Source organism: Shewanella sp. SW32, assembly GCF_025653365.1.
Lineage (GTDB): Bacteria > Pseudomonadota > Gammaproteobacteria > Enterobacterales > Shewanellaceae > Shewanella > Shewanella oncorhynchi.
Genome location: NZ_JAKKSJ010000008.1, coordinates 1 through 24166, shown reverse-complemented (window position 1 = coordinate 24166; position 24166 = coordinate 1). Strand labels below are relative to the sequence as shown.

The 24166-nt window shown below is 47.1% G+C and carries 19 protein-coding genes; 12 read left to right on the top strand and 7 right to left on the bottom strand.

Going from position 1 to position 24166, the window contains the following annotated elements:
- The first annotated feature begins 88 nt into the window (after positions 1–88).
- The 4 genes from L5M28_RS06150 (at position 89) to L5M28_RS06135 (ending at position 2358) form a co-directional block, all read left to right on the top strand.
- On the top strand, positions 89–367 hold the full coding sequence (locus L5M28_RS06150) for a peptidylprolyl isomerase (RefSeq protein WP_006084190.1): 279 nt from the start codon (positions 89–91) through the stop codon (positions 365–367).
- Positions 368–446: 79 nt separating this feature from the next.
- Positions 447–842, top strand: a complete 396-nt coding sequence (locus L5M28_RS06145; RefSeq protein WP_105250257.1) for a DUF2391 family protein — start codon at positions 447–449, stop codon at positions 840–842.
- A 159-nt stretch (positions 843–1001) separates the two neighbouring features.
- Entirely contained in the window at positions 1002–1232 is a 231-nt protein-coding gene (locus L5M28_RS06140) for a hypothetical protein (protein WP_113939132.1), read from the top strand.
- Positions 1233–1656: 424 nt separating this feature from the next.
- Positions 1657–2358, top strand: coding sequence for a DUF3581 domain-containing protein (locus tag L5M28_RS06135; protein WP_113939131.1), 702 nt, complete (start codon positions 1657–1659; stop codon positions 2356–2358).
- Between the two features lie 83 nt (positions 2359–2441).
- On the opposite strand, the gene L5M28_RS24140 is transcribed toward L5M28_RS06135, so the two are convergent.
- The 4 genes from L5M28_RS24140 to dsrO form a co-directional block, all read right to left on the bottom strand.
- Entirely contained in the window at positions 2442–3746 is a 1305-nt protein-coding gene (locus tag L5M28_RS24140; RefSeq protein WP_168827655.1) for a methyl-accepting chemotaxis protein, read from the bottom strand.
- A 303-nt stretch (positions 3747–4049) separates the two neighbouring features.
- Positions 4050–7157 (bottom strand): tetrathionate reductase subunit A, encoded by a 3108-nt coding sequence (locus L5M28_RS06120; RefSeq protein ID WP_263202759.1) that lies wholly within the window; start codon positions 7155–7157, stop codon positions 4050–4052.
- Between the two features lie 35 nt (positions 7158–7192).
- On the bottom strand, positions 7193–8275 hold the full coding sequence (nrfD, locus tag L5M28_RS06115) for an NrfD/PsrC family molybdoenzyme membrane anchor subunit (RefSeq protein ID WP_025008365.1): 1083 nt from the start codon (positions 8273–8275) through the stop codon (positions 7193–7195).
- Positions 8265–9047, bottom strand: a complete 783-nt coding sequence (gene dsrO, locus L5M28_RS06110; protein ID WP_011790755.1) for a sulfate reduction electron transfer complex DsrMKJOP subunit DsrO — start codon at positions 9045–9047, stop codon at positions 8265–8267. The genes nrfD and dsrO overlap by 11 nt, the downstream gene beginning before the upstream one ends.
- A gap of 315 nt (positions 9048–9362) precedes the next feature.
- On the opposite strand from dsrO, the gene L5M28_RS06105 reads away from it, so the two are divergent.
- From L5M28_RS06105 to L5M28_RS06075, 7 genes are all read left to right on the top strand, one after another.
- Positions 9363–11375 (top strand): PhnD/SsuA/transferrin family substrate-binding protein, encoded by a 2013-nt coding sequence (locus L5M28_RS06105; RefSeq protein WP_411569167.1) that lies wholly within the window; start codon positions 9363–9365, stop codon positions 11373–11375.
- Positions 11375–11986 (top strand): response regulator transcription factor, encoded by a 612-nt coding sequence (locus L5M28_RS06100; protein ID WP_263202757.1) that lies wholly within the window; start codon positions 11375–11377, stop codon positions 11984–11986. The genes L5M28_RS06105 and L5M28_RS06100 overlap by 1 nt, the downstream gene beginning before the upstream one ends.
- A 369-nt stretch (positions 11987–12355) precedes the next feature.
- Positions 12356–16030: an ATP-binding protein gene (locus tag L5M28_RS06095; RefSeq protein WP_263202755.1), complete on the top strand. Its 3675-nt coding sequence runs from the start codon at positions 12356–12358 to the stop codon at positions 16028–16030.
- Between the two features lie 112 nt (positions 16031–16142).
- A complete protein-coding gene (locus L5M28_RS06090; RefSeq protein ID WP_011790751.1) occupies positions 16143–16796 on the top strand; it encodes a hypothetical protein in 654 nt (217 codons plus the stop codon).
- Positions 16797–16844: 48 nt separating this feature from the next.
- Complete coding sequence (locus tag L5M28_RS06085; RefSeq protein ID WP_011790750.1) at positions 16845–18065, top strand: hypothetical protein; 1221 nt, start codon at positions 16845–16847, stop codon at positions 18063–18065.
- Complete coding sequence (locus L5M28_RS06080) at positions 18053–18925, top strand: hypothetical protein (RefSeq protein ID WP_263202753.1); 873 nt, start codon at positions 18053–18055, stop codon at positions 18923–18925. Before L5M28_RS06085 ends, L5M28_RS06080 begins: the two co-directional genes overlap by 13 nt.
- A gap of 391 nt (positions 18926–19316) precedes the next feature.
- A complete protein-coding gene (locus L5M28_RS06075) occupies positions 19317–20561 on the top strand; it encodes a dicarboxylate/amino acid:cation symporter (RefSeq protein WP_263195953.1) in 1245 nt (414 codons plus the stop codon).
- Positions 20562–20678: 117 nt separating this feature from the next.
- Here the strand turns inward: L5M28_RS06075 and L5M28_RS06070 are convergent, their stop codons facing one another.
- Entirely contained in the window at positions 20679–21170 is a 492-nt protein-coding gene (locus tag L5M28_RS06070; RefSeq protein ID WP_263195954.1) for a TIGR00645 family protein, read from the bottom strand.
- A 575-nt stretch (positions 21171–21745) separates the two neighbouring features.
- Between L5M28_RS06070 and L5M28_RS06065 the strand changes: the two genes are divergently transcribed.
- Entirely contained in the window at positions 21746–22315 is a 570-nt protein-coding gene (locus L5M28_RS06065) for a DUF7010 family protein (protein WP_263195955.1), read from the top strand.
- A gap of 731 nt (positions 22316–23046) precedes the next feature.
- Here the strand turns inward: L5M28_RS06065 and L5M28_RS06060 are convergent.
- Positions 23047–23808, bottom strand: coding sequence for a hypothetical protein (locus tag L5M28_RS06060; RefSeq protein WP_263195956.1), 762 nt, complete (start codon positions 23806–23808; stop codon positions 23047–23049).
- Positions 23809–23925: 117 nt separating this feature from the next.
- On the bottom strand, positions 23926–24166 hold a 241-nt coding region (locus L5M28_RS06055; RefSeq protein ID WP_263148716.1), incomplete at its 5' end, for an integrase core domain-containing protein.

Below are 24166 nucleotides of genomic sequence, written 5' to 3'. Positions count from 1 at the left end.
TGTGCCGATGGAAGTGGTGTGATCGAGGGCAAACTCGGGGCGCTAATCTTCCCTTTGCACGGGACGTTAATCCAAAGTGAGAAATGACATGTTTAAAACCGCTGCCGCTGTGCATATTTTAGTGAAACACAAAGAACAGGCTGAGGATATTGTTAAGCAGCTGAATAATGGTGCTAATTTTGCTGTGCTCGCTAAGCGTTTTTCCTCTTGCCCTTCGGCCAAAAAAGGTGGCGATTTAGGCGAGTTCAAAAAAGGCCAAATGGTGCCACAGTTCGATAAGGTTGCATTTTCAGGTGAATTACTGGTGCCACATATAGTGAAAACTAAGTTTGGCTGGCATGTGGTTAAAGTGTTGTATCGCACTTAATACCCCAGTAATAAGCGCATCTTCACCGAACGTTATTTTCGACTAATCAAATAGATTGGAAGATTAGGGAGCGATCAGCATGAAATTTAGTTTTAACACCGAAGATGCGAGCCAAGTTTGCGTAGGGGCTTTTGCCCTTGCGGTTCCCGTTGCATTTTCTGAGGAAGCGTGGCATCTCGGTGAGACTTTACCTTTATTGAATATCGGTATGCTTTTTAGTTTATCGCTGCTCTTTCTTGGGGTATTCACCTATCACAGCGTGTTCCAACAGAATATTGCTTCCCGCGTTCCTGTGTTTATTTTTCGTATCGTGGTGGCGTATTTGCTCACTGCCCTTGTGGTTTTCCTCGTGCTGCTTTGCCTCGATAAAGTGCCCTTTTTTGAGGACCCACTAACCTCTATAAAACGGATCATAGTGATCACTATGCCAGCCTCTATGGGCGCTATTGTTGTGGATAGTTTTGATAAAGAATGACACTTTTTCGCTAAATCTCATGACTTTTGTCACTGGTTGATTGCGGTTGTCTTGCGCATACTTATTTCCATGTTCTGACTTTGACATTGATTAAGCGTCATAAGCAGACCTAAATGTTGAGCTTGATAACGATAACGCCAATAGATAAAGGAAATGACTATGAACACTGGTGCCCTCGCTTTACTTATCCCAATACTCGCAATTGTTGGCGGATATGTGGTCGCTATAATGAAAATTCGCAACAAACAAGGTGTGTCGACTCGTGAGCAAGTGGCAGAAAACCAAGCTTTTCAGACCGAGTTAGCCATCCTTCGTCAGCGTATCGAAGTGCTAGAGCAGTTAGCCACTGACGATGGTTTTCAGTTAAAGCGTGAATTTAAAAAGGTCTAACGATTTATTCCTTGGCTTATCGGTGGCTAGGCAATACTTACGTTTTAGATGTTATTTGTTCTGACAAGGTATTGCTCGCCAAACGATAAATGATGTTGAGTTATTTTAAATGAGTCACGAGTGATGAAAACGGCCTTATTTAGCTAACATTTCTGCGGCATTATCGGCTGTTATATGTCGCGTCATCTCGCCATACAGGCTCTATCTTGCATAAAATCCCGCCTAATATCTGCAGAATAAACCTGAAACGTCAACAGATCCTGATACCCCTGTTATTTGTTTGGCTTTACAAATGTGGGCAGGGTGTTACTTTGTACGCCTTACGTGGGTCAAGTCATCGGGTGAGTTAAATACCTATTTTAAGGTAGACTCGTGATAATTTTGTTATCCATCCCTGTATTGAGTTATTACAAATAGAGTTTGTATGTTTCTAGCGCCTTATTTTTCTAAGCAAAATCAAGCTATTTCCGTTTCAGCACAACAAGCCAGTGACTTCGCGAAGAAAATTGCGCAGGACTTTAATCCTATCCACGATGTGGGGGCAAAACGCTTTTGCGTACCGGGAGATTTACTGTTTGCCCTAGTATTGACTCAATATGGTTTGAGCCAGAGCATGAAGTTTAGCTTTGCGGGTATGGTGGGTGATAGCGTCGAACTGCAATTCCCTGAACAAGTGAGCGAGAGTTTTTCGATTCGCGATAGTCGTGAAAAAACCTATCTTAATGTCAGCCGTCATGGCGATGTGAGTTGTTGCGATGCGCAGACCGAATCCTTTATTCGTCAATATGTTGCTTTCTCTGGGCATAATTTTATCGATATTCTGATCCCTTTGATGAAACAACATCAAGTGATGATCAACCCAGAACGGCCTTTAGTGATTTACGAAAGTATGTCGTTTGACTTAACTACTCTCGATTTTGTGCAAGTGACCTTATCACTCGTTGGCCAAGATTTAAAAATCGACGGTAAACGTGGCGATGTGACATTGCACTTTGAATTACACAGTGGCGACACTTTAGTTGGCACAGGTATCAAAACCTTAGTGATGAGTGGATTACGTGCTTACGACGAGCCATTAGTACAGCAAATGCGCGCCACCTATGAAGGTCGTAAAACTGATTATTGATTGACGTAAAAGCAATAGGTTGGCGTTTTGTCTTTTAGATAAAGCGCCATGCAATCCTTGATAGCGCGATTAAATGTTAGCAATTAATTGTTATTGACTGATAGCTGCGACACGATTGCTGAGACGTTTTCCGCGCCGCTACGTATTTCTCCCATTACTAATGTTACCTCCGCTAACTGTTGTTTTCCTTCCAGTGCAATACCTTCAACTTCGTTCATCATGCTAGTTGCACTTGTGGTGAGTTGTGTATTTTTAGTGACGACGGCGGCAATCTCACTGGTTGATTTACTGGTTCTGGAAGCAAGCTGCCTTACTTCATCGGCGACAACGGCAAAACCTCGGCCTTGTTCCCCCGCTCGTGCGGCCTCAATTGCGGCATTTAATGCCAGTAAATTAGTTTGATCGGCAATCGAACTAATGGTTGCGACTATGGCTTGAATACTTTGAGATTGTTCATTGAGTTGAGTTATCGCCAAGGTCGCTTTATGGGTTTGCTCGGCAATAGCATTAGAGGTATTTACCGTCGCATTGAGTAAATGTACGCCTTGTTCTGCTTGCTCGACGGTACGTTGTGACGTGGTCAGTGCAATATTGGCGGCTTCACGTACAGCGTGGCTTTGCTCGATCCGCTTGCTGATATCGCTCGCAAATTTAATTACTTTAACCACTTTACCTTGCTCATCCATAATAGGATTGTATGCCGCTTCTAACCAAATCGAATCGCCATAAGCATTTTTACGTTCAAAGAGACCGCTGCTATATCGACCTTGCTTTAGATCGTCCCAAAAGTGTGGATTTTGTCGATAAAACTCATCAAAACAGAAAATACGATGGTGTTTACCAATAATCTGCTCTTTGCTAAAGCCCATTGTCTTTAAGAAGTTAGTATTGGCTTTCAAAATCGTGCCATCGGTAGTGAATTCAATAATGGCTTGCGAGCGATTCAAGGCATTAAAAATGGCCGCTTGGTCGTCAAGTTGGTGCTTATCTTGGGTGATATCAGAGGCTGTTTTCATTATTTTAACGACTTTACCTGCCTGTTTTATGGGGAAGTAAGTGGCTCTAAGCCAGATCTCTTGGCCATTTTTATTCACTCGTGCAAAATTGCCTTCCTGTGGATGACCTGCTTTTAGACTGCTCCAAAATTGCTGGTAGGTAGCAGAATTACCATAAGCCGCCGAGCAAAACAGCTTGTGATGTTGGCCTACGACTTCATTAAGTGAATAACCTACCGTTTTTAAAAACAACGCATTAGCATCGAGAATTATTCCATCAGGCGTAAATTCTACTGTGGCAATACTGTGTTTAATCGAGTCGATGATCGACTCTGCCTCTTGGCGTTTGCTTTCGCTCACTTCAAGGCTTTTACGTAATGAAGAGTTGAACACTGAGATACTCCTGATGAGTCTAACTGACTCAAAAACTGCAGTTCTTTATTGAAAGCTCGATATTTCGAGCTAGATATACTGATAAATATAGCTGTGATTTTAATATGTGGTTTATTTCTATGAAACGCGTGATCGGGATCTATATACCTAAATTGAGTAAAAAAGATCACTATTCCTCGGTTTATTCGCGAATAGGCATAGCTAGAAAGCATTAATGAGGCGATTAGGCTTAATCAGATTGAATTGACGCCAAAGAAAAAGCTGCCAAAGGGCAGCTTCTTAAGTGTCATCTATGCTCGGCGGTTAGCTTAGTTTTTCAATCTTAGCTGGCAGCCCTTGTCTGGCCGAAGCGCCACTTGCCCAATCCACCAGCGGGTAGCGGCCGTGGCGACTCGGATCAAACAGATTCAAGTCGTTCATATTGATGCCTACTCGGATCAGCGGATTGGCGGCGATTTTAAGGTTGTCGATCACTACGTCCCGCGCGCCGAGTTCCTTATGACCATAACCGTGTTCGATAGCGATGCAGTCAGGGTGCACTCCGGCAACACATTCTACTAAGGCAATCACGCTACCGTTGGGCGTGCTGATCTTGACCGTGTCACCTGTGCTGATCCCAAGTCGACTGGCGGTCTTCTCGTTTAGCCGCACCGGATTATTAGGGTGCACTTGGCGCAAACGATCCGAGCCAATACTCATAGAGCTCATGGTGTGGGATTTGTAACTACTGATCAGCAAAGGCCATTGTGATTTATTAAACGCCTTATCGAGCGGTGTGCCATTGGCTAATGCGGGTTGATATAAGCGTGGGCAGCCACTCATAAATTCCCCAGTGAGACTGTTACGGCGACTGCCCACTTCGGGATTCCACAGCATCATAGGTTTTGGCCAAACCTTGGTTGGATTACCCACTTCGTCCCGTGCACCGCTCATATTTTCAAAGCGGCCGCCGCGGGCAAATAAGTAGCTGACTTTTTTGACTTCATCTGGCTTGAGTCTGGCGTTGAGCTCACTTTGAATACGACTCACACCGCTAAGATACATGTCCTCAGCGTTGATATCGGCGACGGCTTTGCCCAAATAGGCCACGTTAGCGGCGCCGTAAAGTGAGTAATCCGCTGCGCGCGTTAACGGATGTAAGCTGCCATCGGCGGCTTTAACGGCATTTTCGCCAAAGCCAGGTAGTTGCAGTTTTATCGCCACTTGGCTCAAGAAAGACTCCATGCACACCACATCGCCACTGGCCATTTTTGTGACCCTTGGTTCGACAATCGGCCAGCGACCTGTTGTTTCTTTTGTCAGAGTCCCATGCCACGAAGGGCTCCAACCCCATGACTCATACGTTAATGTGTCGGGCACGATATAATCCGATAGCGCCGAGGTTTCGTTAATAAAGCTGTCGATACTGATAAACAGTGGTAGCACTTTGGGATCTTTCAGTTGTTCACCAATGGCTTCACCTAGGCCCGCTTGACCATAAATCGGATTGCCCATGTGGTTAATCCATGCTTTGAGTCGATAGGGATAACCGTGCACCGCCGCCGTTAAATGTTCGCCAAGCAAGGGTGATGAAATCGGAAACCAAGGCTCCTTTGCAGGATAAGGCGATTCGCCCGCTTCGACTTTACGGCGATACTCTGAGGTTTTCTCGTAGGGGAATTTAGATCGCGATAGGAATACGCCATTAGGCTCGACCATGCCGTCAAACTCCTGCAGATTATACTTTGGGCCTTTACCAAAGGCGGGAAAGGAACCGCCGGAAGCTAATGCGCCACCTTTTAAATTGATGTTACCTATCATGGCGTTGAGCATCATGATTGCCCACGCGCTATAAAAACCATTAGCGCTCATTGTGCCGCCGTGGGAGATCACCGCAGCCTTAGTGCCATGGCTGGTAAATTTATCCGCGAGGGCGATAATTTGCGCCTCGCTGATATCGCACTCCTTGGCATAGTGTGCGATCTCGAAGCTCTGCGCCGCTTCACTTAACAGTTGGAAACTAGATTTAACCGCAATCATTCCCTTAGGTGTGTCGACGTTTTGGTTAACGTCGAGCTTGGCTTTCTGACTTTGGCTCGCCAAAACTATCTTGTCACTCGCGGCATCGACAACCAACTGCGAGTCTTGCTCGCCGTAGGCTTTGCCGTCGAAAGGTAAGCCAAGATCGCTGGCAAAGAGATATTGGCCATATCTTGGATGGGTAGGTTCGCTGACGATCAAGAATCCTGCGTTACTGAAGCCACGGTAACCTGATGCTTTTGCGGCATCGACATTGGGCGCACTCAAAAAATCGGCGGCATAGCGCTGGTTATCAATAATCCAGCGCAACATGCCCATGGCGAGGGCCGAGTCGGTGGCGGGGCGGATCGGCAGCCAAGTATTGTTACCCGCGCAAGGTTGATTCGAGGTATTGGGTAGCATGGGCGACACCACCACATAACTGAAATTGGTGTTATTCACACGCGCGTTAGCCAATTGTCTTGCTTGGCGTTTAAAGGGATTGCCCGATTGCTGCGGCGACGTGCCGATAAAGAGTAAAAATTCACTATGGTCCCAATCGGGTTTTAAGTGGGCGTATTTTTTCAAATCATCCAATAAAGCGCCCGCTCCAGCACGGTAGGTAAATCCACAGTAAGCGCCGTGGTTGGCAAAGTTGCGCGTGCCAAAGCTGTTGAAGGTGAAGCGTTTGATAATGGCATCGCGGCCTTCATCTGATGCGTTTGAGACCAGTAACTGATTAGCTTTAGGGCCGTATTCTGGATTATTGGCGTCGAGCGGCGTGGCGATATTACGAATCGCTCTTAAGCCTTCGACTTGCCCCTCACCAAATAAATTACCACCTTCGACGACTTCATTCAGCAATTGCTCAAAGCTAATGCTCTGCCATTGGCCGCTGCCGCGCTTACCCACGCGTTTAAGGCATTGGGTGACGCGGTGTGGGCTATCTAATTGTTCTAACATGGCATTACCGCGGGCGCAGGCGGTGGAACGCCCCTGTAGACCTTGTTCTTGAAAGGCGCTAAGCCCGACAAAGGCGGTTTTTATCGGCGTATCGAAATCGATATGTTCCCGCGATGACAGTGGGTGATAGGGATTGCCGCTGATACGGATGATCTTATCGGTTTTTTGATCGATACGAGCGCGCACGCCGCATTTGGTCCAGCAACCTAAGCACATAGTATTGGCGATGCGTTGATCGTCATTGTTGATTAACTGGCCTGACTGTAAATCGACTTTGTATTCAGGTGCTAAGGAATTGCCATGCAGCGGATCTTGGGTTGGTTTTCCTGAAGTACCATTGACGACACCTTTACCTATTTGCGCTAATGTATGGCTATAACCCGCAGCAAATAATCCCACACCACCCGTTACAGCGGCCCCTTTGATAAAACGACGTTTACTCTTATCCATGATGGACTCCTTAATTCTGTAAACTAATTGGGTACTCAGCGAGCAAGTTTTGCTGCAGGCGTGTGGCGAATAAGTTCGGAGACCAGCGCCATTAATGCTAACCAGAGGCCGAAGGTACCAGCTATGCCTAATAGCCCTTCAGGTCCCCAAGGCAGTTGATAGAGATAAGTCCCCGCGCCGTATTTAGGATCGGTTTGCGCTTGAATTAACACTATCCAGCGAAATCCCCACGCAAGGTGAATGGCCGTGAGGCTGACGATTAGCATTGCCATATTGGGTAAGTGACGAATGGCGAGCATCAGTGCTAGCACGGCGAGTGTGACCAGTACCCAAATTGCAGCAAGTTGCCAGCTTGGGCTGGTTTCAAGCAATAATGCGGCTTCGGGGGCCGAGCCCTTATCGAATAACGCCCAGCCGATAAGGCATAGGGCGAATAGACCAAAACTCGCTCTTACCCAGAGTAATAGGCTGTCTTGGGTGCGCTGTTGGTAGCCCTTTAATAGTCGATTCAGTACCACCAAAGTGCCGCAGGCGGCGAGCAGGGCACTCATTGCCATCAAAGGTGGCAGCCAATAGGTATGCCACAGTGGCCGCGCCTTAATGGCCATGGTTTCCATGCCAGTGTAGAGGGCGATACTGCAGGCACTCAGGGCCGTAATCAGTGCGATCGGCTTGATGAATTTGTCACTGTTCCAATCACCGAATCTCAGTAATTGGCCTATTTTATTCACCCAATCTGAGTCTTGATTCGTGGTGTGCTTAGGCAGATATTGACGCAGTAGCAGCCAAGCAAATACTGCGCTGGTGCCCGAGAATACGGGCAGTAAAAAGGCGCCATACCACATCCAAGAATCAGGGCGAACTTGCGCATAAAAATGCCAAGCCCGCAGCGGTTGGTGTAAATCGGCGAGTAAGGCGATAGGAGCGACTATGCCTGCGGTTAACATTAAACAGGCGCAGAGCTTCAGCAATCTGTCATCGGGTTTGGGTTGGCTAAACAAATGTATTGTCGCTACCCATACGCTGGCGTAGGCGAGCCCCATCATAAAAAAGTATTGCACTGCCCAAGGTAGCCAAGTAATGGCGATATCTGGGGTAAAGATTTCTTTAATGACCATGGTGGATCTCCTCGCCAGTATCGGTAAGTAAGGTTCTAACGGGGGCTTGGCCGCTAATCTTGTCCTCAAAAGCGCTGCTCATGCCGATGTAGAACACCCGTGGCGCAGTGTTGGCCGTCGGTTTGAGCACCTTGATGTCGGTTTTGTTGGCGGCAAGCAGTTGGCTTATCTGGCTGTTGGGATTATTCAGATCGCCAATCACACGGGCTTCTCCTACGCATGTTTCGACACAGGCAGGCAGTAATCCTGCATCTAACCTGTGGGCGCAGAAGGTACATTTGTCGGCGGTATTGGTGTCGTGGTTGATAAAGCGCGCATCATAGGGGCAGGCTTGCACGCAATAGCCACAACCAACACACCATTCATTGTTGACGACCACTATGCCGTCCTTGCGCTGGAAGGTCGCGCCCGTAGGACAAACTGGGATGCAGGGCGGGTTTTCACAGTGATTACAAAGTCTTGGCAGCATTAAAAACGCAGGCGGAGTGGTATCTTCCTGCTGCGAGACTTCATACTGCTGCACTGTGGTGCGAAATTGCCCGAGGGGCGGTTGATTCTCGATAGTGCAAGCGACGGTACAGGCTTGGCAGCCCACACAGCGGCGCAAGTCAATTACCATACCGTAACGTTTACCCACTTGGCCTTCGCTGGCACTGTGCATTTGAGGGCTGCGCTTATCATCCTGTGCATACACTTGCACGACAGGGATGAGTGCGGCGCCAACACTGACGCTGGCCATTTTGCCGAGAAACTGACGTTTACTCTTGTCCATACAGATTTCCTTCACTACTTGCAGATGGCGAATAAACTGGCTCATAGACCTAGAGTTAAGGTTTATGGCGAGGTTTACAGGCATTCTGTAAAAGGGGAGGCGGCATAACTATAGTGGTTTTCCACATATCGGGTGTGGACTTGATCTAGCGCAACAAATATCCGTTAGAATAGCCTTCAAAATGCTAGGGTTTTATTTTTTGTTACTTGAGTTTGGCCTGCTTCCAATTTGAATTGGATCTGCTTTTAACTGAATTTGAGCTTGAGTTGAATTTGAGTGATTGGGGATAAAGGATTGCACTTCACGTTATTGAGGATGATGAAAACAGTGTTTAGCTCAGGGATGTCGCTCAAGCGGCCGTTATCGATTCAGGGGCAAATTGCAACTAAGGTGACAACACGAATGATTTTCAGGATGGCACTAGCCGTGGCGTTAGCGTGCTTGCTCGCTTCGGCAAACGTGTTTGCCGCCGAGCCGCAGAATCAAAGCGCGCCTTCGGATGTAATGGAGGCTGAGGTTGTTGCGCCAGTCGCTAACGAAGAGACCGGTTATCAAGTGGTCGATGTGGGCGTGTTAGCCATCCGCGGTTATAAGGCGACGATTAACCGCTGGCAGCCGTTAATGGGTTGGCTCGAAACCCAAATTCCCAACAGTTACTTTAGGTTACATCCTCTCTCCCTCGATGAGCTCGCTAAGGGCGTTGAAACCCAAGGGCTCGATTTTGTGATCACTAACCCAGGGCAATTCGTGTTGCTGGCGCGGCAATATTCCCTTACTTGGTTGGCGACCCTGCGCAGTCCGTTAAATAATGGCGCGGCGATGCAAGTGGGTTCGGCGCTGGTGGTGCGCGCCGATTCACCCTATCAGACTTTAACTGATCTCAAGGGACGTCGACTCGGGATAGTGTCGAAAAATGCCTTCGGCGGTTACTTGACCTTAGTGTACGAAGCGCAGCTAAAGGGCATAGATTTGCCTCGCTTTGTGGGTGAGATTATTCCGCTGGGGTTCCCGCTAGATAATCTGTTGTATCAGTTAGATGATCAAAAAAGTGGTAATTATGCGGCGAAAGACAATCGACTGGATGCGGCTGTGGTGCCCGTGTGTCAGCTTGAGCAGATGCAAACGGAAGGTCTTATTAATATCGCCCATTATCGAGTACTCGATAATCAAGCGCCTGCGGGATTTAATTGCCAAGTCTCGACCCACCTTTATCCCAACTGGTCTATGGCAAAGACCAATCGCGCCTCCCAGTCTCTGGCTAAAAGTGTGACTCAAGCTTTGCTGGCGCTGCCTGAAGATCATCTCGCCGCTAAGTCTGCTGATTCGGCGGGCTGGACCACGGCCGTGAGTCAGCTTGCGATCGATCAACTGCTTAAAGATCTCGATATGCATCCTTTGCAGGCACCATGGTGGCAAAGGGCGTGGCAGTGGATCAAGTTACATCAACAATGGGCTTGGCTTGTGTTAGGGATTTTGGTTTTACTCAATGTGTATCATTTTTGGCTTGAATACCGCTTTAGCCGCCGCGGCCGTGAGTTGATTAACACTCAGCGCCAACTCAATGAAAACCGTGCGTTACTGGAACATGCCCAGCGTATTGCTATCGCGGGCGAGCTTGGCGCGAGTCTCTCCCATGAACTGAATCAACCTTTGGCGGCGATTGGCCATTATTGTCATGGCGCCGAAGTGCGATTACAGCGGGGGACGAGCCCTGAGGAGTTGCAATCTGTATTGGCGCTGATCCAGCAGGAAGTCACGCGCGCCGACAATATTATCAGTCGCTTACGTAATTTATTGAAGAAGCGACCTGTGTCGAAACAGCCTTTGTATCTGCATGAGTTGGTCAATGATACTGTGCCACTGCTTGCCTATGAGTTTGAACAACATCAAATCAATCTTGCCGTCAATGTGAATGGTGAACCCTATTTACAGTCCCTCGATGAAGTTGGCATGCAGCAGTTGTTGCTTAACTTGCTGAAAAATGCCTTTGACGCCTGCGTTCAGCGGTTAGAGCTTGAATCCAGTGGCACCGAACAGAGCATCACGCAAAAGCCATACACACCTACGATCGATATCGATCTTCGCTATCAAGAATGTACGCTCTTGCTGACAGTCACAGATAATGGCACAGGGTTAACCGAAGAGACCAGTCTGCTGATGCAAGCATTTTATTCCACTAAATCAGAGGGGTTAGGTTTAGGCTTAGTGATTTGCCGTGATATTGCCGAGAGCCATGGTGGTACGTTTAGCCTAGAAAGCGCTATGGGTGGCGGTTGCCAAGCGCAGGTGGCAATACCGCGTAAACCTGAACCTAATGGAGCACAATAATGAGTCTTGAACTACCAGTGTATTTAATCGATGACGATGACTCAGTGCGTCGTTCTTTGCGTTTTATGCTTGAAAGTTATGGCCTTAAGATCACCGACTTTGATAGCGCCGAAGCCTTTTTTTCCGCCGTAGACTTAACCCTGCCGGGTTGTGCGCTGGTCGATGTGCGTATGCCGGGTTTGAGTGGTCAGCAGTTGCATCTTGAATTAGTGGTAAAAAATAGTCCGCTAGCGGTGATTTATCTCACCGGCCATGGCGATGTGCCAATGGCGGTAGATGCGCTTAAACTCGGTGCGGTGGATTTTTTCCAAAAGCCCGCCGATGGCGCTAAGTTAGCCGAGGCGGTCGTCAAAGCGCTGGAACATACCAAGGCGCATCATCAAGACAATCAGTATCTTGAGACTTATCAAGCGCTCACGCCAAGGGAGCGGGAAATACTCAACCTGATTGCCCAAGGCCTGAAGAACCAAGAGATCGCCGATAGTCTCTGTATTGCCATGCGCACGGTTGAGATCCACCGCGCCAATTTGATGAAAGGCATGCAAGTGGGATCGCTGGCGGAAATGATGCTGATCTACAGTCGGATTGCCGAACGCCTGCGTCTCGAATAAATCCGCTGGAATTTACCTTTTATCGCGCTAATTGCCGCTTTGTTAGCCGCCTATTTTGGCTAAGTTGTCGTATCATTGGCCGTTTGATTTGAGCCTAGCTATAGGGTTATGTTTTTGCTGAGCAATGGGCTGAGATGTGAGCCAAGGCATTAGTGCATCGCCGCTTAATTGCCAATACACTGTGATTGCCTTATTTTAGGGGCACTATTTTTAGGCCACGATTTTTAACATCACTTTTTAGTCACTTTTTTAAAGTGTTTATTTACAGTGACGATTTTAATGTCAGTGGCCCTCTTGGATTGTTTTCTCTTATTTGTGTAGAAGCTTCTGCAGCTTAGATAAGACTCTCCTGTTTGCATAAGGAATGAAATGGCAAGCTTGATTCGTATTGTGCTGATTGATACGCACCTTCCGGGCGTGGTGGAACTCGCCCTCAATGGTCATACCAACATTTGTGGTACTAACGCCTCGGGTAAAACGACATTACAACGTCTAGTCCCTGTTTTTTATGGTGAATACCCAAGCCGCGTGGTGCCTTCGACCCGCGACAGTTTCGAGCGTTGGTATTTGCCACACGATTCAAGCTACATCATTTACGAATATCAAAAGGCCGATGGCTTACTGTATCAAGCCGTGTTGGCCTCGGCGGGCGATGGTAAGGGCGTTAACTATCGTTTTATCGCCAAAGGTTTTGAGCTAAGCGATTATATTAAATCGCAAAATGGCGACACTATTCTGTGCCACACCATGGCGGAATTAGGCCGTGATTTAAAACGTGCCGGCATCGCGACCACTAATTTGCTTAATACCCGTGAATATCGCGCCATTATTCAAAACGATCGCACCCTATTAAGCACGGGCAGTAACCGTAGTGAACTACGCGGTTATGCACGCCAATTTGCCCTGTGTGAGGGGGAGCATTCCCTGCGCCACATCGAAAAACTCGCTAAAGCGGTGCACTCCAAAGAAGGCAAGATGGAGACGGTCAAATCCATGATCGCCGCCATTTTAGAGGAAGATGGGGTTAATCCGCCCAGCTCACGTTTGAATCCGCAGCGCGTTGAGGCGTGGATCCGTGAAAGCCAACTTATCCAAGGCTTTGAAGTCATTCGCCCTGAGTTTGAAAAACTCGAGCAAGAATTTAACCAACTGCTCAGCGCCGAACTGCGTTTATCGAGTCTGTCTCGCGGTTATCGCAACGATGAAACCTTAGAAGCCGATCGCCAAGATATTCAGCAAACCTTATCTAAAGAGCTGAATTTAAAACTCAGATTGCTTGATGATGAATGGAAAGAGCAGCGCGATGAGCTCAATCTCGATTTATCGGCAGCTAAGGGCGATGTGGCAAAGTGCGAGTATGAGCTCGATGCCATTGAAGATCAGCATGCTGCCTTTTTAGATGCGAACATAGAGCAAGCCAAGGCCGATCTTGAGATGCTGCCGAACTGGCGCACCGATGTTGAAAACCTAAGTGAACGCCATAAGCTGCAAACCGAGAAGCACCAAGACATTGAGGCGGCGTACAATGCCCGTCGCAGTAAGATTGGCGAGCAGTTAAACCGCGAGCTTGAAGGTTTGCATGCCGACCAAGACAAGCAGCGTGAAGCCCGCGATAAACAACGTGAAGTGGCGCGCACCGATATTGACGCCCTAGAGCTGCAATGGCGCAACCAAATGGATGCGGGCAAGGCTAGCTTTAGCGAGCAGGAATACCAATTCAAACTCACTGCCGCCGAGCTTAAATTGCGTGTTGATGGCGTGACTTACACCGAAGAAGAAAAGCTGAGTCTCGCGATTTTCGACGAACGTATTCACCGCGCCGACGAAGAACAAGAAAGCTGCAATGCCAAGGTTGAACGCTTAAGCAGCGATGAACGCAAGCTCAGAGCCAAACGTGACCAAGCCAACGAAGCCTTGCGTATTGCCACCTTAAGGGTGAATGAGCGTCAAACTGCGCTGGATGAACTGCACCACATGCTGTTCCCGCAATCCCACACCCTATTGGAGTTTCTGCGTAAAGAATCCCAAGGTTGGGAGCAAAGTTTAGGGAAAGTGATCGCACCTGAACTACTGCATCGCACTGATTTACATCCAAGCTTAGTGACTGAATCGAGCGAAGCTTTCTTTGGCGTGCATTTAGATCTTAAAGCGATCGATGTGCCTGAATATGCCGCCTCCGAACAGGAGCTGCGTATTCGGTTAAGCAAAGCCGAAGAAGCCCACACTAGTGCCCAAGAAATGCAAGCCGAGGCCGAATCTCAGCTGGTGGCCATTAATGGCGAGTTGGATAATCTCAGCCGTGAACTGACTTTTGCCCGCACGGCGTACAAAAATAGCCGTGACGATCTGCGTCGCCTATTTGATGAAAAGCGCAGCGAGCAAGAGAAAATTAACAAAGCATTGAGCGAGCGCAAAGCCCATGCGGGACAAAGACTGACTCAACTCGATGGTGAGCTAAAACAACTTAAACATCAGCACGAACTCTGGCTCGAAGATCAAAAAGAGCAAGCGCTAGAAGCGCGCATGGAAAAGAATGCCTATTGGCAGGAAGTTATCGGCGCGCTCGACAATCAACTCGGCCAAATTAAAGCGACCATTGAAGGACGCCGCGAAAGTGCCAAAATCGAGCAGAAAGCCTGTGAGACTTGGTACAAAAACGAGCTTAAATCCCGCGGTGTGGATGAGGATAATATCCTCAAACTCAAGCAACAAATTCGTGATTTAGAAACTAAAATTAGCCGCGCCGAGCAGCGTCGCAGCGACGTACTGCGCTTCGACGATTGGTATCAGCACACTTGGCTTGCGCGCAAACCTAAACTGCAAACTCAGCTTAGCGATGTGAAGCGCGCGGTATCGGAAATCGATCAACAGCTTAAGGCGAAAACTCAGGATGTTAAGACTCGCCGTCAACAACTTGAAACCGAGCGTAAAGCGTCCGATGCGGCGCAGGTTGAAGCTTCTGAAAACTTAACTAAGTTACGTGCCGTAATGCGTAAACTCGCCGAGCTTAAGTTACCGACCAATAACGAAGAAGCGCAAGGCAGCCTAGGCGAGCGTCTGCGCCAAGGTGAGGATTTGCTGCTAAAACGCGATTACCTGATGGGTTCGGTGAAGCAATATGTAGAGCATTTCGACTCAGTGATCGCCAGCAAGTCAGGTTCGGGCCTTGCCGAAACCTGGGAGCGTGCCCGTGAGGAATCGAGCTTTATCAATGACAAAGGTATTCGTCTGCTGGATTACCGCAAGTTAGTGCCTCAGCTTGAGCAATTGCTGAATGTAATAGTGCCGCAATCGATTACAGCGCTGCGTGAGCAAGGACGGATTTTTGGTGTCGACTTAACCGCCTTCTACGATGTGTTAGCCGATATCGACCGCCGCATTGCCTCCCAAAGTGCGCGTATTACCCGCGAAGTGGGCGAAGAGTTATTCCTCGATGGCGTGTCTGAATCGGCGGTACGTATTCGTTCGCGCATCAGTGAGTTAGAGTTCTGGCCTGAGCTTGAGCAGTTCGTCAAAGCCTTTAAGCATTGGAAAGCCGATGGCTTTAATGGCTTGCCCGATGAGGATTACACCAACAGTATGCGCCGCGCCTTAGACATTATCGGCCGCGCCGCATTAACGGGGGGGATCTCTAAGTTGCTGGAAATCGAGCTGCGCCTCAAAGAAGGTAACAGCGACTTAATCATCCGCACCGATAGACAACTTAACGAATCCTCAAGCCACGGTATGGCGTATCTGATTTTGTGTAAGTTCTTGTTGGCATTCACGCGCTTGCTGCGTGGACGCGCCAATGTGACTATTCACTGGCCAATTGATGAGTTGGGCACTTTGCACCATACCAACGTGAAGAAGATTTTCGACGCCTGCGAAAACAACAATATTTGTGTGCTGGGTGCCTTCCCGAACCCTGAGTCTGAGGTGCTGAACTTGTTCGCCAACCGTTACATTATCAACAAACAAACTAAGAAGTTGCAGGTGGTGAAGCCTAAGGTCAACCCAATTGCCGACATGTTGAATAAGCGTTTGTCGAAGGAGGCCATCTAATCATGCTTGAATTAAAACAAACCAAGATGTTGCAGCTGGTAAAACCTAAGGCTAACGTGAAAAGCGCAATTGCCGACATGTTGAATAAGCGTTTGTCGAAGGAGGCCATCTAATGAGTGATGCAACCCAAACCGTATTAGTTGGCACTGGCGCTTTGATTGAGCTGTTACTCAAGGGCGAGTTTATTTGCCGCACCACCAATGAAGAAGGCTGGCGCGCCCTTAAAAATAGCAGTACCCGCGAGCGGGTCGAAGCTTATCTCAATCAAATCAACCGTACCGTGGCGTCTGCCGCCGAAGGTGATGTGTTCTTCTGCGGTTACTTACAGTTAGGCGATGCCGAACGTAAAGTGATTTCATCGCAGTTTAAAGATATCTGTCAGGCATTGATCCCGCTGGTGGAATGGTTGGTATTAGTGCAAGAAGCCAGTGGCCAAGATGCGCCGCTGAGCGAAGGTGCGCCCGTGCGTTTAACCGAGCTGCAAAGCCGTATCGAAGACACGCCGGCGTTCCGTGAGCAGTTAGCCAAGCTCAGCCAATATCGTTTATTTGGCTCAACTAGCACTAACAGCGATGCGCAAATCAAATTAGTCTTCAAACGCTTAGTCGAACTCGGCTATTTAGTACGACCCAATGCGGAGAAGCAAATCTATATCGCCACGGGCAAGCTGGATTATCTGTATGAAGTCATTCGTTTTATCGATGAAACCGAAGGTTTAAGCCTAGAAGCGCAGGCAGAAACGGCGACCCAGCGGGATCTAATATAATGTTGGCACTGTTAAACCTAGGTAAAAGCTGCGACCAAGGAGGCCATGATGAGCAGTAACTTACATCAGGCGGGTGTGAAACTGCTCAAGCAGTTAGGTCGCCATGCTGACATCATTATGGACACCTATTTAGCGGGCTCTCTTAACGAGGATGCGCACGATCCAAGCGTGGTCGAAAAGCTTAAACAGGCAGGGATTTTATGGCGGCCAGAGCCAGATCAGGAGCTGCGGCTTAAGCGTTCTGTGCGTGCCTTACTCGAAGAAGGCTTAAGTGACGAGCGCAATCGCCAAATCGACTCTAATGTCGGTTCGGCCTTAGCCACGATTAAAACCTTGGCCGATCATTATAAAGAGGCGCGTCATAGCTCAGACTACAGCGCCGCCGAGGCCTATTTATCAGATTTAAGCGAGCATGTTTATAGTTTCGCCGACAGTCTGCGTTATTCGATCCGTGTGCTCTGGGGCCGCATTAATAACGAGTTCGGTTATGTGGGTACGATCAACGCTAAGATCCGCGAAAACGAATTAGCTCAAAGCCAAGTGTCTGAATTGCTTAATGGCTTAGAGATGTTCCAGTTTAGTGAGCTAGGCGAAATCGCTGGCGATATCCGTGAACTGCGCAAGCTCTTAGTGACGACTTTGCAGGAAACCATGAGCGACTGCGCCCAGGAACTGAGCGTAGTGCAGGGGCGTTTACTCGAACTCTTAGGACGCTTCAGACAAATCCGTGGGCGTACCCGTTTGCTCAAGGGCTGGTTGCTCTACACTGATTTGCATCCGGATTATCGGCCTGCGGACCATGTGTCCCACAAGGAAATCCCGAGTCTATTTAATCGCGCCGAAATCTTGCTCGCCCCTGCATCGGTGGACGTGCACAACGCCAGCCAAGAGCTGGAGTTGATGGGCATAGTCGCGCATATCAAGGCCATCAGCCGCCATCCTGTAATTGCGGCTGTGCGTGAGCATGATGTATCCGTTTCTATCACCCAAAGTGAAGACTTCGATGTGCCGGATAATCCACTCAAACAAGCGGTGGATGAGTATTTCGTCGATGTAATTGAGTCTGGCCTGCGCCAATCGGCGCTGGAATATCTGGCGGATAAGGCTTTGCCTTGGGACGCTGAAAGCTGGATTTATCAAGTGATTGGTGGCTACGAAGGTCTGCCCGATGAACACAAAGCTTACTTTGAGCTTGAGCCATTGGGCGAACCGCATCCCATCTATAGCGGCAACTTTATCATTCGCGATGTGGAATTATGGCTCGCCTAGGCCAACAACAATTACAACTGTTGGAGAACGCTTTTATTAAGCGTTCTCCCAAGGTTAAGCTCACGGCTAACTGGCGCGCTATTTACCGCGAGTTAGAAGTGGGTGAGTTAGACGGATCCGAAAAGTATCTGTGTTTTGCGCCCAAAGATTTTGAACTGCTAAGGCAAAGCGTGTTGGCGTTAATGGGGCTTGATTTAAGGCAGCTTGATTTTAATGTCGATCGCATGGCGATGTCCGCCAAAAGTCACGATGAAAAGCTCGCTAAGATACGCCCTGAAGCCGAATACGTTTTGATGAAGTATCTAGGTTTCGAATCTTCACCAACTGGGATTTCAACTCGCACATCACTGCGAATTCCTTTGGATGAAGCACAAAAGCATTGCCATGAACTCAATGTCGCAGCCATCCTAGTGGTTGAAAATTTGGATGTATTTGATGTTATCTATCAAGCGCGTTTACCACAGGATTTAACTCATGTGATGGTTATCTACCGAGGTAGCGGTCATCATTCCCCGATTGGCGTGCGGCATTTTTTGCAAGCGATGGCAAATAAATTACCGATCATTGCCTTTACCGACTTAGATCCCGCAGGGTTACAAATCGCCCATACTTTAATGGGCGTGACCCATTGCCTTGTGCCACAACTTGCGCTGACAGCACCTGCTGAGTTATTGGCAATAGCACAAATTAATTCTACTGATGATTTCGACAAGCAAGCGAAACAGGTTAAGTATTTACAAAATACCGAGTTAAAGCATTGGCAAAAATTAGCCGTTTGGCTAAATCAACACCATATTAGTCTCAAACAGCAGCACCTGCTGCATCATCGGCTTGAGCTAGTACTACTGGCATACAGTTAACCTTTATCCTTCCCCATATCTCTGTAAAATGCGATATAAGTGGTTTTAAATGCTGATTAAAGTGTTTATTCAGTTTTTAAATCTAGAGTTATCCCAATAAAACCCGTTAATCGTGATTTTTTTGTTTTAATTCTGTTATTATTTTTATTTTAAAATAAAGTGGTCAACTGGTTGTTTATTATTCAGTTGTTTTTATTTTATTTAAAATCATATGGATATAAGTTTTTTGTGATGTGTTTTGCTTAATTTGAAATTAAATAAGTAAATTTATTCATTGAATTAACGGCTAGCATGTTTCACTATCCCCGCCTGAGCCAAAAATGGATTGGCAATTGTGCTCATCATGGAAGATGAATAACAAATAAATGACCTTTCTGGGGAAATCACAAGCATGATGAAATCACTTTCGACGCGGATCTTTATTGGTCTGTTTGCCGGCCTTATTTTCGGCACAATAGTGCAATACTTCTTAAACGATATCGGTTTTTTCTCGGGTAATTTAGTCGAGCTTGCCGGTGGCGTTGGTACTATGTTCGTCAATATGATCATGATGCTGGTTGTGCCACTCGTGTTTGTGAGCATCGTTTGTGGTGTCTGTGAGCTGCAAGATCTCAAAAGTTTTGGCCGCTTGGGCGGTAAGACCTTCGGTTTTTATATCATCAATACCTTTGTCGCAATCGCGACGGCATTATTAGTGGCACTGCTACTCGAACCCGGTAAAGGTGTAGATATGAGCAGTACGGATGGCGTAGCGATTACAGCAACTGAATTGCCAAGCCTGATGGCGCTGGTGATCGACATAGTCCCACGTAATCCTGTGACGGCTTTTATGTCGGGCAATATGCTACAAGTGATCTTTATGGCCTTGTTGCTTGGCGGTGTGATTAAGTCCCTTGGGGAGCATGTTGCGGGTGCTGTCCAAGGTTTTCAAACAGCCAATAGAATCATGATGAAACTGATTTCTGTGGTGATGAGTCTTGCGCCCTATGGTGTATTTGCCTTGATGTTTAAACTTGGCGCGACCTTAGATGCCGGTGTGTTTATGAGTGTGGTTGAGTATATGGTGCTGATCCTCGCGCTGTTGCTACTGTGGATTTTTGTGGTTTATCCTATGGCAGTGGGGATATTTACCCCAATTTCAGCCAAAACCTTCCGCGAGAAGACCCAAGAGCAAGTGCTGTTTTCACTCTCGACTGCAAGCTCAAATGCGACTATTCCTGTGACCATGCGTACTTTAACGGACAAGTTAGGCGTGAACCGTGCTGTTGCTGGTTTTGGTGTACCGCTGGGTGCAACCATGAACATGGGCGGTGTGGCGATTTATATCACTATTGCGATTTTCTTTGTTGCCAATGCTTTTGGCATGCCCATTACCACTGAGCAATTGCCTTCGCTGTTATTTAGTGTCTTCCTATTATCTGTCGGTGCGGGCGGTGTGCCCGGTGGCGGCATGGTGATGATAGGTGTGTTAATCCATCAAATGGGATTACCGATTGAAGCCTTTGCCATAGTGGCGGCCTTAGATCGGATTATTGATATGGTGCTGACATCCTGTAACGTGGTTGGTGATACTGCGGTGTTGACCATAGTGGATCAAACCGAGAAAGTGCATCAGCTTGAGTCGGCGAAGAGTTAATGTGCCATTAAGTCGTATTCTATAAAAACAAAAGCCACTGAAAACAGTGGCTTTTGTTTAATATTCTCTATGCTGGTACTGATGCGTTGCTAGGTTGGCATCAACTATGTTAGCCCATTACTTAGTGCGAGTAATTTTATCCAGATAGCCCATGGCAAAGGCTGATAATACAAAGGTGATGTGTATTAACAGATACCACATGATTTTGTCGTTATCGATATTCTTCACATCCATAAAGATTTTCAGTAGGTGAATAGACGAAATCGCCACAATCGACGCCGCCACTTTGTTTTTCAGTGAGCCAGAATCTAATTTACCCAGCCAACTTAGCTTCTCACTGTCTTCGCCCACATCCAGCTGCGAGACAAAATTCTCATAGCCAGAAAACATCACCATCACAATCAAGCCACCGACAAGGGTGATATCAATCAAAGACAGGGTCACCAGCACTAAATCCACTTCCGTCATCTCAAAAATGATCGGCAGAATATGGAAGATTTCTTGGAAGAATTTAATGCCTAAGCCCAATAACACCAGACTCAGCCCCAAGTAGATGGGCGCCATAATCCAGCGCGATGCATACATGAGTCTTTCAAATATTTTTTCCATTTGGAGTAAACCCTTAGTGGTTAAAGCACAAAAATCGAATCTATGATGCTAAAACAATAACATACTGGGTTAAAGCCGCGCTATCGGCGGATAGTTTTTCAATTCGATAATGGTATGAAACTCTTTATGCGGCCTTGCGGCCGAGGTGGATCAACAAAGTCGTGGGGCTTCACCCCACACCCGACCAAGGAGGACTGCTCGTCCTATCCTCCTTGGATGCTCCATGACGCCCCTAGCGAAGTTACATGCATTGATTAGTGGCTTCGTGCTTATTCGAAAATCGCTAACGCTTCCGATGGTACATCCTGTACCCCGAAAGCTAGCTCGGCATCCATGCCTCGCTCACGCTATTTTCTTCAACGCCCTTCAGCAACTTCACAGGGGAGGTGAACTTCTGTGGCCACTGTGTGGGCTGTAACTACTGAAAGAGTTATGTCTGTGCCATCTTTCCCGCTCATTTTCCCTAATAAGTTTATCATCGATGACATTTGTCATCCTAGATTGCTGACAACTCACACTGCCGTGATGGACATTTTACGCAGATACTTAAGTCATCTAAACAAGGAGGCTTAATCATGCAACATAAATCACTGGACCAACAATTAATCGAATACCGTCAACAACGTGCTTTAGCTATGCCCTTATCCGGCATGATTGTGTGGAGCTTACTGTTTGTATTGAGCTTTGTATTACCTCCTTCGCAGTTGGTGATGGCGGTCTTTATCGGTACTGGTTCTATTATCTACCTTGCCATGGGTATTTCGCGGCTGACGGGCGAGAATATCTCGTTTAAGAAAAGCGCTGAGCGTAATTGGTTTGAGACTGTGTTTCTCGCTGCGATGGGGATGAGTTTTTTAACCTTTAGCATCAGTATTCCCTTTTTTATGGAAAATTATCTGGCTTTGCCTTTCGCCCTTGCGGTGCAAACAGGTTTAATGTGGTTAGTCCACGGTATTTTAGCTGCGCAAAAGGTGGCCATAGTGCATGCGATAGTGCGCACTTTAGCCTGTGTGGCAGCTTTCATGCTTTGGCCTGAGTTGAGTTTTCAGCTTCAACCTTTGATTGTGGTGGTGTGTTATGGGTTTTCGATTCCACTCATGGAACGTCGTTGGAAGATTCAGCAAAATCTTTGTGTTGCAAGTTAGTTGTTAGTCAGTTTTGCGGCCTTACGGCCGAGAAAGTCGTGGGGCTTCACCCCACACCCGACCAAGGAGGACTGCTCGTCCTATCCTCCTTGGATGCTCCAAGACGCCCCTAGCGAAGTTACATGCATTGGTTACTGGCCTTGGTCTTATGGATAAATTGCTATCGCTTCCGAAGGCAACGTCCCTGTACCTACGAAAGCTAGCCGGACATCCATGTCCGGACTCACGCAATTTATTCCAACGCCCCGCGGCAACTTCGCAGGGGATGGTGAACTTCTGTTGCCTTGGTGCTAGCTGTTAGTCCTAAAGAGTTGTGCCTGTCCCATCTTTCGTGGGTTTATGAGTCTTGCGGCCTATCGGCCGAGGTCGGTTAAAGTCGTGGGGCTTCACCCCACACCCGACCAAGGAGGACTGCTCGTCCTATCCTCCTTGGATTCTCCAAGACGCCCCTAGCGAAGTTACATGCATTAGTTAGTGGCTTCGTGCTTATTCGAAAATCACTAACGCTTCCGATGGTACATCCTGTACCCCGAAAGCTAGCGAGGCATCCATGCCTCGCTCACGCGATTTTCTTCAACGCTCTTCAGCAACTTCGCAGGGGATGGTGAACTTCTGTTGCCTTGGTGTTAGCTGTTAGTCCTAAAGATTTGTGCCTGTCCTATCTTTACCCGAGGTGACCATATATGTCCTATTTTTTGTTAAGCGATATTGTCCACAACTTTTTTATTAATTTACAACGGTGAAAATTTTGAGGGGTTAATATCGAGCCTTCTTAAGTCAAATGGCCTTAATCTGCTTTCTTCAAATAACTCAATCATGCTTTTAAAAAGATACATCTTCCTATGTTCATCAACTACCAAAGGATTTTCTTTTAATAACGTAGCATTGCATGCAGACATAACCATAGAGCCGAACTCAATTAGCTGTTTATCTGACCAATCTTTCATATACCGATTTTTTTGATATTGGTCTACTATAAATGCTTGACCTTTCTTGGGTATTTCTAATTTTGGTTGATTCAATTTCTCAATTTCAAACTCATCTTCACCAGAATCTTGGAGTTTGTGGTTACAATTATTAAAGTAAGAATAGTGCTCAAAAAGCTGCTTCAAAGCCATTGCTGCTTGTTTGCTAACTTGATTCTGTGGAACGTTATCATTAGTTATTCCGTAGATCGGTATAACTGGGCCACTTAGGTGCGAATTTTTTACTTTATGAGTGCCTTGAATAAGTGTGACGTAGTTAATGTGTGAAAATCTTAGCTCAGTTCCTATTTTTTGACTTATCCTTTTGCATATATAATCGACTAAAATATCTGGTTCAAAAAAGTCAGCTAACTCGTTAATAATAATCAGCCCTCCAGCAGTTTGACTATTCATATTGAGCAATTCGATTGTGTCTTTGATTTGCTTATTTGCATTGCTCATGATTTCTTCAATATGACGAAATGCAACCGTTTCAAATTTGCTTATTAGCCTTTCTCCATCAGGCATTAGACTCACAACATTTCGAAAGTTGAGTTCACCATAGATTGCTGGGAAATCTGGCCGCTTCATTATCCCATGAAAGAAGTCTTCCATTTTGAGGGTTGGATTTTCTTTGTGTAGTGGTCAAGTAAAATTGGCCACGATTTTAGAGTCATTCCAATATAAACGTTCTGACTCATTTGGCGTTAACCCACCATTATATTGATGGGGTCTGGTCTCACTGTAATATCCAGTGATGTAATTTGTGATCTCTTTATCTGCTTCTGTAAAATTCCCATAACCATTGGCGGGTATCCACTCAGATTTCAAACTTCTAAAGAAACGCTCCATTGGTGCGTTATCCCAACAATTCCCGCGACGACTC

Excerpts from the sequence above, each read along its gene's own strand:
- L5M28_RS06150 (WP_006084190.1), top strand. The coding sequence starts at position 89 with ATGTTTAAAACCGCTGCCGCTGTGCATATTTTAGTGAAACACAAAGAA.
- L5M28_RS06145 (WP_105250257.1), top strand. The coding sequence starts at position 447 with ATGAAATTTAGTTTTAACACCGAAGATGCGAGCCAAGTTTGCGTAGGG.
- L5M28_RS06140 (WP_113939132.1), top strand. The coding sequence starts at position 1,002 with ATGAACACTGGTGCCCTCGCTTTACTTATCCCAATACTCGCAATTGTT.
- L5M28_RS06135 (WP_113939131.1), top strand. The coding sequence starts at position 1,657 with ATGTTTCTAGCGCCTTATTTTTCTAAGCAAAATCAAGCTATTTCCGTT.
- L5M28_RS06120 (WP_263202759.1), bottom strand. The coding sequence starts at position 7,157 with ATGGATAAGAGTAAACGTCGTTTTATCAAAGGGGCCGCTGTAACGGGT.
- nrfD (WP_025008365.1), bottom strand. The coding sequence starts at position 8,275 with ATGGTCATTAAAGAAATCTTTACCCCAGATATCGCCATTACTTGGCTA.
- dsrO (WP_011790755.1), bottom strand. The coding sequence starts at position 9,047 with ATGGACAAGAGTAAACGTCAGTTTCTCGGCAAAATGGCCAGCGTCAGT.
- L5M28_RS06105 (WP_411569167.1), top strand. The coding sequence starts at position 9,363 with ATGATGAAAACAGTGTTTAGCTCAGGGATGTCGCTCAAGCGGCCGTTA.
- L5M28_RS06100 (WP_263202757.1), top strand. The coding sequence starts at position 11,375 with ATGAGTCTTGAACTACCAGTGTATTTAATCGATGACGATGACTCAGTG.
- L5M28_RS06095 (WP_263202755.1), top strand. The coding sequence starts at position 12,356 with ATGGCAAGCTTGATTCGTATTGTGCTGATTGATACGCACCTTCCGGGC.
- L5M28_RS06090 (WP_011790751.1), top strand. The coding sequence starts at position 16,143 with ATGAGTGATGCAACCCAAACCGTATTAGTTGGCACTGGCGCTTTGATT.
- L5M28_RS06085 (WP_011790750.1), top strand. The coding sequence starts at position 16,845 with ATGAGCAGTAACTTACATCAGGCGGGTGTGAAACTGCTCAAGCAGTTA.
- L5M28_RS06080 (WP_263202753.1), top strand. The coding sequence starts at position 18,053 with ATGGCTCGCCTAGGCCAACAACAATTACAACTGTTGGAGAACGCTTTT.
- L5M28_RS06075 (WP_263195953.1), top strand. The coding sequence starts at position 19,317 with ATGATGAAATCACTTTCGACGCGGATCTTTATTGGTCTGTTTGCCGGC.
- L5M28_RS06070 (WP_263195954.1), bottom strand. The coding sequence starts at position 21,170 with ATGGAAAAAATATTTGAAAGACTCATGTATGCATCGCGCTGGATTATG.
- L5M28_RS06065 (WP_263195955.1), top strand. The coding sequence starts at position 21,746 with ATGCAACATAAATCACTGGACCAACAATTAATCGAATACCGTCAACAA.
- L5M28_RS06060 (WP_263195956.1), bottom strand. The coding sequence starts at position 23,808 with ATGCCTGATGGAGAAAGGCTAATAAGCAAATTTGAAACGGTTGCATTT.